The organism is Streptomyces sp. DG1A-41 (genome assembly GCF_037055355.1).
GTDB lineage: Bacteria > Actinomycetota > Actinomycetes > Streptomycetales > Streptomycetaceae > Streptomyces.
Map to the genome: position 1 here is coordinate 7,973,409 of NZ_CP146350.1, position 12,386 is coordinate 7,985,794.

Annotated in this window: 10 protein-coding genes and 2 pseudogenes; 8 read left to right on the top strand and 4 right to left on the bottom strand. The window is 71.9% G+C overall.

What is annotated here, in order from left to right:
• The first annotated feature begins 23 nt into the window (after window positions 1–23).
• The 3 genes from V8690_RS36810 (at window position 24) to V8690_RS36820 (ending at window position 5,299) form a co-directional block, all read left to right on the top strand.
• The gene (locus V8690_RS36810) at window positions 24–3,068 is read left to right on the top strand and encodes a glycoside hydrolase family 38 C-terminal domain-containing protein (RefSeq protein WP_338784379.1); all 3,045 of its coding nucleotides are present in this window, start codon (window positions 24–26) and stop codon (window positions 3,066–3,068) included.
• Window positions 3,069–3,071: 3 nt separating this feature from the next.
• Entirely contained in the window at window positions 3,072–4,322 is a 1,251-nt protein-coding gene (locus tag V8690_RS36815; RefSeq protein WP_338784381.1) for an alpha-L-fucosidase, read from the top strand.
• Between the two features lie 143 nt (window positions 4,323–4,465).
• Window positions 4,466–5,299 carry a sulfotransferase gene (locus V8690_RS36820; protein ID WP_338784383.1) on the top strand — a complete coding sequence of 278 codons (834 nt, stop codon included), beginning with the start codon at window positions 4,466–4,468 and terminating at the stop codon, window positions 5,297–5,299.
• A 48-nt stretch (window positions 5,300–5,347) separates the two neighbouring features.
• Here V8690_RS36820 and V8690_RS36825 read toward each other — a convergent pair whose 3' ends face one another.
• Window positions 5,348–6,505, bottom strand: coding sequence for an ATP-grasp domain-containing protein (locus V8690_RS36825; protein ID WP_338784384.1), 1,158 nt, complete (start codon window positions 6,503–6,505; stop codon window positions 5,348–5,350).
• Window positions 6,506–6,767: 262 nt separating this feature from the next.
• Between V8690_RS36825 and V8690_RS36830 the strand changes: the two genes are divergently transcribed.
• Together V8690_RS36830 and V8690_RS36835 are read left to right on the top strand one after the other, a co-directional pair.
• Window positions 6,768–7,628 carry a metallophosphoesterase gene (locus V8690_RS36830; RefSeq protein ID WP_338784385.1) on the top strand — a complete coding sequence of 287 codons (861 nt, stop codon included), beginning with the start codon at window positions 6,768–6,770 and terminating at the stop codon, window positions 7,626–7,628.
• Window positions 7,625–8,302, top strand: a complete 678-nt coding sequence (locus V8690_RS36835; protein WP_338784386.1) for a 4'-phosphopantetheinyl transferase superfamily protein — start codon at window positions 7,625–7,627, stop codon at window positions 8,300–8,302. The genes V8690_RS36830 and V8690_RS36835 overlap by 4 nt, the downstream gene beginning before the upstream one ends.
• 46 nt (window positions 8,303–8,348) lie before the next feature.
• On the opposite strand, the gene V8690_RS36840 is transcribed toward V8690_RS36835, so the two are convergent.
• The 3 genes and pseudogenes from V8690_RS36840 to V8690_RS36850 form a co-directional block, all read right to left on the bottom strand.
• Window positions 8,349–8,591 (bottom strand): hypothetical protein, encoded by a 243-nt coding sequence (locus V8690_RS36840; RefSeq protein ID WP_338784387.1) that lies wholly within the window; start codon window positions 8,589–8,591, stop codon window positions 8,349–8,351.
• Window positions 8,592–8,710: 119 nt separating this feature from the next.
• Window positions 8,711–9,241: a toxin-antitoxin system, toxin component gene (locus V8690_RS36845; protein WP_338785588.1), complete on the bottom strand. Its 531-nt coding sequence runs from the start codon at window positions 9,239–9,241 to the stop codon at window positions 8,711–8,713.
• A gap of 32 nt (window positions 9,242–9,273) precedes the next feature.
• Window positions 9,274–9,931, bottom strand: a pseudogene (locus tag V8690_RS36850) (helix-turn-helix transcriptional regulator).
• Between the two features lie 239 nt (window positions 9,932–10,170).
• On the opposite strand from V8690_RS36850, the gene V8690_RS36855 reads away from it, so the two are divergent.
• From V8690_RS36855 to V8690_RS36865, 3 genes and pseudogenes are all read left to right on the top strand, one after another.
• Window positions 10,171–10,830: a hypothetical protein gene (locus tag V8690_RS36855; RefSeq protein ID WP_338784389.1), complete on the top strand. Its 660-nt coding sequence runs from the start codon at window positions 10,171–10,173 to the stop codon at window positions 10,828–10,830.
• A 72-nt stretch (window positions 10,831–10,902) separates the two neighbouring features.
• A complete protein-coding gene (locus V8690_RS36860; RefSeq protein WP_338784390.1) occupies window positions 10,903–12,057 on the top strand; it encodes an FAD-binding oxidoreductase in 1,155 nt (384 codons plus the stop codon).
• Window positions 12,054–12,344 (top strand): annotated as a pseudogene (locus tag V8690_RS36865) ((2Fe-2S)-binding protein); the annotation flags it as partial. The gene V8690_RS36860 and the pseudogene V8690_RS36865, both read left to right, overlap by 4 nt.
• Window positions 12,345–12,386: the final 42 nt, after the last annotated feature.

Sequence of the window (12,386 nt, forward strand, 5' to 3'; positions counted from 1 at the left end):
TTCCCGTTTCCTGGAGACATCTCATGCACGACGAAAGCCGCCGGATCGAGGAGCGCGTGCAGCGCCTTCACGACCAGCGCATCAAGACCGCGATCTACGCGGCCACCGTCCCCTTCGAGGTGGAGGCCTGGCAGGCCCCGGGGGAGCCGGTCCCGTTCGAGGAGGCCGCGGCCGCCTCGTACGCGCCCTTCGTGATGGGCACCCCGTGGGGCCCGCCCTGGGGCACCACGTGGTTCCGCATGCGCGGACAGGTGCCCGAGGAGTGGGCGGGCCGCCGCGTCGAGGCCGTCATCGACCTCGGTTTCGTGGGCGACTGGCCCGGCAATCAGGCCGAGGCCCTCGTCCACCTCACGGACGGCACCCCGCTGAAGGCCGTCAACCCGCTCAACCAGTACGTGGCGATCGCCGACCCGGCGACCGGCGGCGAGACGGTCGAGTACCTGGTCGAGGCCGCCTCCAACCCGGACATCCTCGCCGACAACTTCTCGAAGACCACCCCGCTCGGCGACATCCTCACCGCCGGGGACAAGCCGCTCTACACCTTCCGCGGCGCCGACATCGCCATCCTCGACGAGGAGGTCTGGCACCTCGACCTCGACGTCCAGGTGCTGCGCGAGCTGATGCTGGAGCTCGGCGAGCACGACCCGCGCCGGCACGAGATCGCGCACGCGCTCGACCGGGCGATGGACCTGCTGGACCTGGACGACGTCTCCGGCTCCGCCGCCGCCGTGCGCGAAGCGCTGAAGCCGGTGCTGTCCAAGCCCGCGCATGCCAGCGCGCACACGATCTCCGGCGTCGGCCACGCCCACATCGACTCGGCCTGGCTCTGGCCGATCCGGGAGACCAAGCGCAAGACGTCCCGCACGTTCTCCAACGTCACGTCCCTGGCCGACGAGTACGACGACTTCATCTTCGCCTGCTCCCAGGCCCAGCAGTACGAGTGGGTGCGCGACAACTACCCCAAGGTGTGGGCCCGCATCCAGGAGTCGGTCAAGAAGGGCCAGTGGGCACCGGTCGGCGGCATGTGGGTCGAGGCCGACGGCAACCTGCCCGGCGGCGAGGCCGTCGCCCGCCAGTTCATCCACGGCAAGCGGTTCTTCATCGAGAACTTCGGCATCGAGACCAAGGGCGTGTGGCTGCCGGACTCCTTCGGCTACAACGCGGCCTACCCGCAGCTGGCCAAGCTCGCCGGCAACGAGTGGTTCCTCACCCAGAAGATCTCCTGGAACCAGACCAACAGGTTCCCCCACCACACCTTCTGGTGGGAGGGCATCGACGGCACCCGCATCTTCACCCACTTCCCGCCGGTCGACACCTACAACGCCCGCTTCAGCGGCGAGGAGATGTCCCGGGCGGTCCGCAACTACCGGGAGAAGGGCGGCGCCAGCCGCTCCCTGGCCCCCTTCGGCTGGGGCGACGGCGGTGGCGGCCCCACCCGCGAGATCATGGAGCGCGCCCGCAGGCTGGCGGACCTGGAGGGCTCCGCGAAGGTCGTCGTCGAACACCCCGACGAGTTCTTCGCCAAGGCCCGCGAGGAGTACCCGGACGCGCCCGTCTGGGTCGGAGAGCTCTACCTGGAGCTGCACCGCGCCACCTACACCTCCCAGGCCCGCACCAAGCAGGGCAACCGCCGCTCCGAGCACCTCCTGCGCGAGGCGGAACTGTGGGCGACCACGGCCGCGCTGCACGCGCGGGGCTACACGTACCCGTACGAGAAGCTGGACCGGCTCTGGAAGACGGTGCTGCTGCACCAGTTCCACGACATCCTGCCCGGCTCGTCCATCGCCTGGGTGCACCGGGAGGCCGAGGCCGAGTACGCCCGCGTCGCCCGCGAGCTCCAGGCGCTGACCGCCGAGGCGATGGCCGCGCTCGGCACCGGCGGGACCCGCGTCTTCAACACCAGCCCCTACGACCGTGCCGAGGTGGTCCGCACCGCCGACGGCGCACCGGTGTACGTGGAGGTGCCCGCGAGCGGCTCCGCGCCCCTCGTCGACGCCGAGCCCCCGCAGCCGGTGACGGTGAGCGGCCGGGTGCTCGACAACGGGCTGGTCCGGGTGGAGGTGGCCGAGGACGGCACCCTGTCGTCCGTCCGCGACCTGCGCGCCGACCGCGAGGTCCTGGCCGACCAGGGCAACCTGCTCCGCCTGCACACCGACCTGCCCAACTACTGGGACGCCTGGGACATCGACAAGCACTACAAGAACCGCTACACGGACCTCCTGGACGCCTCGTGGGTCGCGGTCGTCGAGCAGGACCCGCTGGTCGGTGCGATCCGCGTCGAGCGGGCCTTCGGCAAAGGCTCGACGATCACCCAGACGATCACCGTCCGCGCGGGCAGCCCCCGGATCGACATCGAGACGGACATCGACTGGCACGAGAGCGAGAAGATCCTCAAGGCGGCCTTCCCGGTCGACATCCGCGCCCCGCACTCCTCCGCCGAGATCCAGTTCGGCCACATCCAGCGGCCCACGCACACCAACACCAGCTGGGAGGCGGCCCGCTTCGAGGTCTCCGGCCACCGCTGGGTGCACATCGGCGAACCCGGCTACGGCGTCGCGGTCATCAACGACTCGACGTACGGCCACGACGTCTCCCGCACGGTGCGCGAGGACGGCGGCACCACGACCACCGTCCGCCTCAGCCTGGTCCGCGCCCCGCGCATCCCGGACCCCGAGGCCGACCAGGGCCGCCACCGCTTCACCTACTCGCTGCTGCCGGGCGCGAGCATCGAGGACGCCGTCGCCGAGGGCTACGCCCTCAACCTCCCGCTCCGGGTGGCCGACGCGGCCGGCGCCCCCGCACCGGTCGTCTCCACCGAGGGCGAGGGCGTGACGGTGGAGGCGGTCAAGCTCGCCGACGACGCCTCCGGCGACGTGGTCGTACGGCTCTACGAGTCCCGTGGCGGCCGGGCCCAGGGCGTCCTGCGCACCGGCTTCCCGCTCGTCGGTGCGCACATCACCGACCTGCTGGAGCGACCGCTGGAGGAAACGCGCGTGGACGGCGACGGCGGTGTCCCCGTCGAACTGCGGCCCTTCCAGATCCTGACACTGCGGCTGCGCAGGGGCTGACCCATGGCCGTGCAACCCTGGTTCACCGACGCCAAGCTGGGGATCTTCATCCACTGGGGCGTCTACGCCGTCGACGGCGTCCAGGAGTCCTGGTCGTTCTACGACGGCATCGTCCCCTACGACCGGTACATGTCCCAGTTCGACCGCTTCACGGCCTCCCGCTACGACCCGCGCGACTGGGCGAGGCTCTTCGCGCGGGCCGGCGCGAAGTACGCCGTGCTGACCAGCCGCCACCACGACGGCGTCGCCCTGTGGGACACGGCGTACGGCGACCTGAACGTGGGCCGCGACCTCATCGGCGGCTACGCCGACGCCCTGCGCGAGCAGGGCCTCAAGGTCGGGCTCTACTACTCGCACTCGGACTGGAGCCACCCCGACTACGCCTCCACGCGCAAGCCGGACCGCCCACCGGAGCTGGAGGACAACCGCTACTCGGAGGCCGCCGCCGAGGACGAGGACCTGGAGGCCTGGGAGAGGTTCCTCGCCTATCGCGACGGTCAGGTAGGGGAGCTGGCGGCACGTTACAAGCCCGACCTGCTGTGGTTCGACGGCGAGTGGGACCGCAGCGAGGAACAGTGGCGCATCCCCGAACTCGCCGCCCTCGTCCGCTCCGAGGTGCCGGACGTCGTCTTCAACGCCCGCATGCTCGGCGAGGGCGACTACGCGACGCCGGAACAGGGCGCCCCGGTCGTCCCGCCCGAGGGCCCCTGGGAGCTGTGCCTGACGATCAACGACTCCTGGGGCCACCAGCACCACGACCACAACCACAAGTCGGTCGACCAGCTGATCCGCTACTTCACCGAGACCATCGGCGGCGGAGGCAACCTGCTGCTCAGCGTCGGCCCACGGGAGGACGGCACGATTCCGGCCGAGCAGGCGGAGCGGCTGGAAGGGCTCGGCGACTGGATCGCCGGGCACGCGGAGGCGGTGTACGGCACCGAACGAGGACTCCCGCCGGGCCACCACTACGGCCCGAGCACCCTCTCCAAGGACCGCCGCACCCTCTACCTGATCCTCTTCGACGCCCCACGCGCCGAGATCAACGTGCGCGGCCTCATCGGGAAAGTGCGCAGGGCTTCGGTGCTCGGCAGCGGCACGGAACTGGCCCACCGTGTCACCGGCGGCCTCCACGACACCCCGGGCGTCCTGTGGATCGAGCCTCCCGCCGCGCCGGACCTCGACCCGCACGCCACCGTGCTGGCCGTCGAACTGGAAGGGGAACTGGAGCTGTATCGCGGAGCCGGCCGATTCTGACGAAAGTTTAAGAAACGGGTAAGTGGCCTGCTCACGGGCGGTATGTGGACGCCCGTGAGCACGCCCGTTCGCCTTCCGGACATCTGAAGTTCGCCCGTTCCCCCTGGGATGCGGAATGCACAACGCGAACGAAAGGTGTCACCGTGCGAGACCCGCGTATGGCTGCGATCGGCAAGGGCCTGAAGCGTCGCGGAAGGCTGGTGATGCAGGCGGTCAGTCCACCGCGCCGGAAACTCGACGCCATCCCCGCCCCCCGCCCGGCCGCCGACACCTACACCGCCCCGCCCGCCCCCCGGCTGGTGGACTCTCCGGTCTTCGTGCTGTCGTCGGTGCGCTCCGGTTCGACTCTGCTGCGCGTCCTGCTCAACAGCCACAGCCGCATCCGCGCCCCGCACGAGATGCACCTGCGCACCGTGCACGTCAACCTCTCCCGCGACTTCACCGCGGACGCCATGCGGGCGCTCCACCTCGACAAGGACGAGCTGGAACACGTGCTGTGGGACCGGGTGCTGCACCTGGAGCTCACCCGCAGCGGCAAGGACGTCATCGTCGACAAGACCCCGCCGAACACCCTCATCTGGCCCCGGTTGCACCGGTGTTGGCCGAACGCCCGCTACATCCTGCTGCTCCGCCACCCCGGCGCGGTCGTCACGTCCCTCACCGACCGCCGCGCCGAGCCCGATCACGAAGCCGTCCGCGCGGAAGTCCTCGGTTACAGCGAGAAGCTGGAGGAGGCCCGCCTGAACCTCGACCCCCATGTGATCACCTACGAGGAGCTCACCGCCGCGCCGGAGAAGGTCACCCGGGGCATCTGCGACCACCTCGGTGTGCCCTGGGAGCCCGGCATGCTCGACTACGGCAGCAAGGACCACGGCACCTTCCGCCCCCAGCTCGGCGACTGGTCCAGCACCATCAAGTCCGGCCGCATCCAGTCGGCCCGCTCCGCCGACCCGGGCGTCGAACTCCCCCACGCCTGAGGGAACTGGCCCAGGCGTGGGGGTACAGGGACTAGAGCGGCACAGGGGCTAGAGAGGCAGGGCCTCGACCGTGGCCTGCGGGGCCGCCGTGCCTACGGAGCCGGCCGACACCGCGGGCAGCGGCTGTTGGTCGGTCGCGTCCGCTCGCTGCTCCGTCGCCTCCGGCCGCTGGTGCGGCAGCTGCACCGGCCGCAGCGGACGCGGCCCCGACACCACCGTGTAGTCCTGGCCAAGGAACGGCGGGACCACCACGCCCGGGTCCTCGCCGAGCGCCAGCTGGACGGCGGCCCAGGGGGCGTTGACACCGCACAGGGACAGCTGGTGCAGGCCGCCGGCCGGGCGGGTGTTGACGTCCATCAGGACCGGCCGGTCGCCGAACATCCGGAACTGGATGTTGGACAGGTAGTGAAGACCGAAGCCCTCCGCGATCCGCCGGGCCGGGTCCAGCCACTGCTCGTGCAGCGTGAAGCCCCGGCGGCGCCCGTTCTTGGTGCGGCCGATGGCCAGCCGGACCCGGTTGTCCGGACCGGTCAGGCAGTCCACCGACACCTCGGGCTGCTCCAGGCGCGGCATCACCAGCCAGTCGACCGGCTCCTCGGCCCGCCGCAGCGCCTCCAGCACCAGGTCGAACGGCACGTACGGGCTCGGGAAGCCGCTCAGGTGCGTCAGCGAGAAGGGCGAGCGCGTGATCACGCGGAAGCCCACCCCGCCCGCCCCGGACGCCGGCTTGAAACACGCCTTGTGCCCCGCGGCCTCCAACTCCTCGACGGCCGCGACGAGTTCGTCACTGGACCGGACCCGCCACCACGGCGGCACCGGCACGCCGATCGCCTGGACCGCCTCGTAGGCGATCACCTTGTCCTGGAAGACGGCCACCGCCTCGGGCGGCGGTGCCAGCACCGCCGTGCCGGCCGCCTCGAACTCGGCGCGGTGCGCCACGATCGCCGACTGGTGCAGCCGGGGCACGAACACGTCGATACCGCGCCGCGCGCACTGGTCCAGCGCGTACTCGACGTACCCGGCGGGGGAGAGGTTCTCGGGTTCCAGCTCGGCGGTGTCGGCGGCGGCCAGCACGGGGGAGTCGGAGTCGCCGTGCGTCGCATGGATCTCGACGGCCCGGTCGCTGGGATTTCTCCGCAGCTGATCCATGAAGAACACGTTCTCCGCGTACGTGCGGTTGAGCCAGACGCGTACGCGAGAGACCATGCAGGCCGCCTTTCACGGTTCGCGGGCAGGGCTCAGCAGCCCGTGCCCGGGCAGGATGATTGGAGGGTCACCAAACCGCCCCTTGAGAGGGAAGTTCTTAGCGGTGGTGTTGGGGCAGATCATACGGCTTCGGCGGGCCGTGTCGTGCAACACGCGGGTTACGGATTTGCGATCACGGCCGTCCGGCCGCCCTTGTCGTCCGGCCCGGTGATGTGATCTCGTGGTGGCGTTCGCGTTCGGGCGCGCGGAAGGGGGGCGAGGGGTGACGTCGACGGCCGGTGACGCCGCACACCTCCTGGCCATCAGCGATCTGCACATCGGCTACCCGGAGAACCGCGCGCTGGTCGAGCGGATGCGGCCCGGGACGGACGACGACTGGCTGCTCGTGGCCGGGGACGTCGCCGAGACCGTGGCCGACGTCCGCTGGACCCTCGAGACGCTCGCCGGCCGCTTCCGCAAGGTCGTCTGGGTGCCCGGGAACCACGAGCTGTGGACCCATCCGAGCGACCCCGTCACCCTGCGCGGCGTCGCCCGATACGACCACCTGGTCGAGCTGTGCCGGGACCTCGGCGTGATCACACCGGAGGACCCCTACCCCGTCTGGGACGGCCCCGGCGGCCCCGTGGCCGTCGCCCCGCTGTTCCTGCTGTACGACTACTCCTTCCTGCCCTTGGGATGCGCGACCAAGGAGCAGGGCCTGGAGTACGCCCAGGGCACGGGGATCGTGTGCACCGACGAGTACCTGCTGCACCCCGACCCGTACCCGAGCCGGGAGGCCTGGTGCCGGGCCCGGGTCGCCGAGACCGAACGCAGACTCGCCGAACTGCCCGACGGCCTGCCCGTGATCCCCGTCAACCACTACCCGCTGCACCGGCATCCGACGGACGTGCTGTGGCACCCCGAGTTCGCCATGTGGTGCGGCACCGGCCTGACCGCCGACTGGCACCGCAGGTTCCGCGTCCACACGATGGTCTACGGCCATCTGCACATCCCGCGTACGACCTGGCACGAGGGCGTGCGCTTCGAGGAGGTGTCGGTGGGCTACCCCCGCGAGTGGCGCAAGCGGGCCGGGGAGCCGGGGCGGCTGCGGCGCATCCTGCCGAGGGAGGACGAGGAGCGGTGATCGAGGAACTGCTGCCACCGACGGTCGTGACCGTGGAGGCGTACGGCCACGAGGGCGCGGACGCCCCGCTGTATCCCGAGGAGGCGGCGCTCATGACGCGGGCGGTCGCCAAGCGGCGCCGGGAGTTCGCCGCCGTCCGCTCCTGTGCCCGCCGTGCCATGGAGAAGCTCGGCGTGCCGCCGCAGCCGATCCTGCCCGGGGAACGCGGCGCCCCGGGCTGGCCGGCCGGGCTGGCCGGCAGCATGACCCACTGCGACGACTACTGCGCCGCCGCACTGGTCCGCGCCACCGACCTGGCCTCCGTCGGCATCGACGCCGAGGTCCACGGGCCGCTGCCCGAGGGCGTCCTGCCCGCCGTGTCCCTGCCGGCCGAGGCCGAGCGCCTGCGGCGGCTGGCGGCACAGAGCCCCGACGTCCACTGGGACCGGCTGCTGTTCAGCGCGAAGGAGTCCGTCTACAAGGCGTGGTTCCCCCTCACCGGCCGATGGCTGGACTTCACGGAGGCCGACATCGAGATCGCCGCCGGCCGCGGCGAACGTCCACGCGGCACCTTCCGCGCCACGCTCCTCGTCCCCGGCCCCCAGGTCGGCAACCGCCGCCTCGCCCATTTCGACGGCCACTGGACCGCCGACCGCGGCCTGATCGCGACGGCGGTCGCCGTACCGCACGACTGAGACCGGCGATCAGGCTGATCGGTTCGGTCGTTCATCGGCCGTAGGCTCAGGGCCCCGGCTTGGGGCACCAGTTCTGGAGGAGTCGGAAGAACGTCTCCTCGTTGCCGGTCAGGCCTGCTTGTTCGAGGGCCTCTTCCGCCTCGGCGAGGACGCTGGGCGGGACGACCGGGGGGCGGTGGGTGCCGGGCGGGCCGGGCTCCAGGTCGAAGGCGGCACGGACGGTGCGCAGCAGCCGCAGATAGGCCTGGACGGCGGTGCGTTCGCGGTCGGTCAGTACGGCGGTGGGCATCGGTCGGCTCTCCCCGTGTCGGAGTCATCGGTCACGCCCGCACGCAAGGGGCGCACCTCCAGCTTGCCGTCCACCACTGACAATCCGGCCCGTTTCAGCCCGGGGCCACCCGACCCGCGTCAGCCCTGCGGCCCCGGATACCCCAGCGACGCCTCGATCCGTCCCGCCAGATGGTCCCGCTGCACCGGCCCCCGGGACGACGAACCCGCCAGCCACGCCCGGCACCTGCTGGCCAGCAGCAGGCCGAAGCTCTCGGCCTCCTTCTCGTCGTCGAGGTCGAAGCGGGTACGCGCGGCGACCTTCAGCACCGTCGCCTGGAGGTCGGCGTCGTCGTGGAGCAGCCGGGCCGCGACGGTTGCGCCCTCGACGTGGTGGGAGCAGTGCCCCGCCTTCATGTGCCACAGCTCGTGGCCCAGGATCACCAACTGGTGGTCCGGAGCCGTGCGTTCCTCGATCACGACGAGGTCCTGCTCGGCCATGTCGAGCCACAGCCCGCTCGCGGTGCCGGGCGGGAAGGCGGCCGTGCGGAAGTGGACGGGGCGGCCCCGGCGTCTGCTCATGGCGTCGCACAGCGCGGCGTACAGCTCCTCGGGCCGTGCCGGCGCGGGGAGGGTCAGCTCCGCGACCAGTTCGCCGCACAGGCGGCGCATTTCCCTACCGATGCCCACAGTTCTCCCCACGGTCACGACTCGGGCCGCTTGACGCTCTCCAGGAGCATGTCCAGCCACTCCGCCACCTTGTCGCGGTGCTGGTCGGTGGGCAGCTGCGCGGCCCGCCAGGCGATGCCGCGCACGCCGTGGTCCTGCAACAGCCGCTCCAGCGGGTCGTCGGCCGCCGCGGCCGCTTTCCGATCGCGGTCGGCGAGCTTCTGGAGCAGCTCCTGCTCGGTGTGCTGGAGGGCGCTCACCAGTGCCTCGGGGTCCTCGGCCGTGAGGAAACCGGCATGCACCCGGAAGAACCGCTGGAGGGCGTCGCAGTGCTCCATGGTCGGCCGCCGGTCACCGTTGATGAGGGCGCCGGCCTGCTGCCGGGACATGCCCGCGCCGTCGGCGATCTCCTGCTGGGTGTACTTGCGGCCGTTGGGCTTGAGCCTGGTCCGGCGCAGCAGGTCCAGGCGCTGGAGGAACCGGGCCTGCACATCGGGCTCGCCCGGCCTGGCCACCGAGCAGGGCCTTGACCACGGGCTCCGGGACGCCGGAGGCGACGGACAGCCGGCCGATGTCGAAGACCTCGGCGTGCGGCACGCCGAGCCGGTCGGCGAGCGCGGTGACACGGGAGGTGACGGCCGCCAGCACGGCCGTCGGCGTGGCGCCCGGACCTTCGACGAAGCCACCCGTCACCGACAGATCTCCTACGTCTCTCACAGGCTTCTCACAAGTGGATGCCGTGACCTACCCCCGGCGTGAACTTCCCGGAGCGTAGCCGGTGGTTCGAACTCACATCCAGGTCTCGCCACAACTGTGGCCAATTTCAGCCGTCAACAGGCATGAAATGCCACGATAGTTGACACGCCTCAACTCGGGGCAGCAGGATCGGGGCGCCGCGTCAAGGCCGCACAGGCAAGAGGGGTGACCTCCCGATGGCATATCAGGCAGGAGGGCAGCGGCCGGTACCGCGGCCCGTCCCCGAGACTTCCGATGTCCAGGCCTACCTGGAGGACTACACCGGGCTTCTGGAGTCCGTCTCCTTCCCCTCGCTCGTCGTCGACCACTGCTGGGACGTGGTGCTCACCAACAGCGCGTTCCGGTCACTTTTCGGCGGCGTCGGTCCGCACCCGACGGCCATGCCGGGCGACAACTTCCTCAGGTTCGTGCTGTTCCACCCCGACGCTCCCACGGTGCTCGGCGAGCACGAGGCGAGCTGGTGCCTGCCGATGCTCGCGCACTTCGCCCGGACCGTGGAGAGCCACGGCCCCGACCACGGGCTCCAGGCCATCCGCCGCGACATCGCCCAGGACCCGATCATGGAGGCCGCCTACCGGCACGGCCTGCCGCACTGGATCCGCTCGGTCGGCGAGAGCGCCGTCGAACAGGACGGTGCCGTACGGCCGCTGCTGCACCCGGATCCGCGCTGGGGCGCCACCGACTGCCGGATCGTCGTCGAGACGTCCAGGACGCTCGAGGAACTGGGCTGCGCCCGGCTCACGTTCGTGCTGCGCGAGGCCCGCCGCACCCCGTCCCGGGACCGCCGGACACGCCGTACCGCCTCCCATCTGAGGGTCGTCCCGGCGGCCGACTGAGCCCTGCTCGTTCCCCGCACCTCCTGTGGCCGTCCCATTCCCAAAGAGTGTGGTGTGTGACATAGTACTGGCGTGAGCGAGCCGCTGACCTGCGATGTCGTGGTGGTCGGAGCCGGAGTCGTGGGCGCCGCCTGCGCCCTGTACGCGGCCCGCGCGGGCCTGGACACCGTCGTGGTGGACCGGGGCCCGGTGGCCGGCGGTACGACCGGCGCGGGGGAGGGCAACCTCCTCGTCTCCGACAAGGAACCCGGACCCGAGCTCGACCTGGCCCTGCTGTCCGCCCGGTTGTGGGCCGAACTGGCCGAGGAAGGGCTGGGGAAGGCGGTCGAGTACCAGGCCAAGGGCGGGGTCGTCGTCGCCGGCACCGGCGAAGCGCTGGCCGGGCTGGAGAGGCTCGCCGCCGGGCAGCGCGCGGCCGGGGTCGAGGCGGTCCCGGTGCCGCCCGACCGGCTCGTCGACCTGGAGCCGTATCTGGCCCCCGGCCTCGCGGGCGGCGTGCACTACCCGCAGGACGCCCAGGTGATGCCCGCCCTGGCGGCGGCGCACCTGCTGCGCGCCTCGCACGCCCGGCTGTTCACCGGCCGTGAGATGACCGGGGTGCTGCGCGGCCCCGACGGCGCGGTGCGCGGAGTGCGCACCGACCGGGGCGACATCCACGCCCCGGCGGTCGTCAACGCGTCCGGCACCTGGGGCGGCGAGGTGGCGGCCCGCGCCGGGGTGTCGCTGCCGGTGCTGCCCCGGCGCGGTTTCGTCCTGGTCACCGAGCCGCTGCCGCCCCGTGTCCGGCACAAGGTGTACGCCGCCGACTACGTGGCCGACGTCGCCAGCGACTCGGCGGCCCTCCAGACCTCGCCGGTCGTCGAGGGCACATCCGCCGGGCCGGTCCTCATCGGCGCCAGCCGCGAACGGGTCGGCTTCGACCGGTCGTTGTCGCTCCCGGCGCTGCGGGCGCTGGCGGCGGGCGCGACGCGGCTCTTCCCGTTCCTCGCCGGAGTCCGGGCCATGCGGACGTACGCGGGCTTCCGGCCGTATCTGCCGGACCATCTGCCCGCGATCGGCCCCGACCCCCGGGCGCCCGGACTCCTGCACGCCTGCGGGCACGAGGGGGCGGGCATCGGCCTCGCCACCGGCACCGGACAGTTGATCGCCCGGGTGCTGACCGGGCGGACGCCCGGCCTGGACCTCTCCCCGTTCCGGCCCGACCGCTTTCCCGAGGGGGCCGGGTGAATCCACTGGAGCTGGCGGGGGCCAGGCCCGGCCCCGCCTTCACGGTCATGTTCGACGGGCGGCCGGTCCGGGCGCTGCCCGGCCAGACGGTCGCCGCCGTGCTGTGGGCGGCGGGCGTCATGTCCTGGCGCGCCACCCGGGGCGAGGGCCGTCCGCGTGGGGTGTTCTGCGGGATCGGCGTCTGCTTCGACTGCCTCGTGACCGTCAACGACCGCCCCAACCAACGCGCCTGTCTGGTGCCGGTGCGGCCGGGTGACGTGATCTCCACTCAGGAGGGGACGGGCCATGGAGGGACGGGCCATGCGGGGGCGGACGACGAGCGGGCGGAC

What these genes read in the sequence shown, in the direction of transcription:
- V8690_RS36810 (WP_338784379.1), top strand. Translation starts at nt 24, where the DNA reads ATGCACGACGAAAGCCGCCGGATCGAGGAGCGCGTGCAGCGCCTTCAC.
- V8690_RS36815 (WP_338784381.1), top strand. Translation starts at nt 3,072, where the DNA reads ATGGCCGTGCAACCCTGGTTCACCGACGCCAAGCTGGGGATCTTCATC.
- V8690_RS36825 (WP_338784384.1), bottom strand. Translation starts at nt 6,505, where the DNA reads ATGGTCTCTCGCGTACGCGTCTGGCTCAACCGCACGTACGCGGAGAAC.
- V8690_RS36840 (WP_338784387.1), bottom strand. Translation starts at nt 8,591, where the DNA reads ATGCCCACCGCCGTACTGACCGACCGCGAACGCACCGCCGTCCAGGCC.
- V8690_RS36845 (WP_338785588.1), bottom strand. Translation starts at nt 9,241, where the DNA reads ATGCGCCGCCTGTGCGGCGAACTGGTCGCGGAGCTGACCCTCCCCGCG.
- V8690_RS36855 (WP_338784389.1), top strand. Translation starts at nt 10,171, where the DNA reads ATGGCATATCAGGCAGGAGGGCAGCGGCCGGTACCGCGGCCCGTCCCC.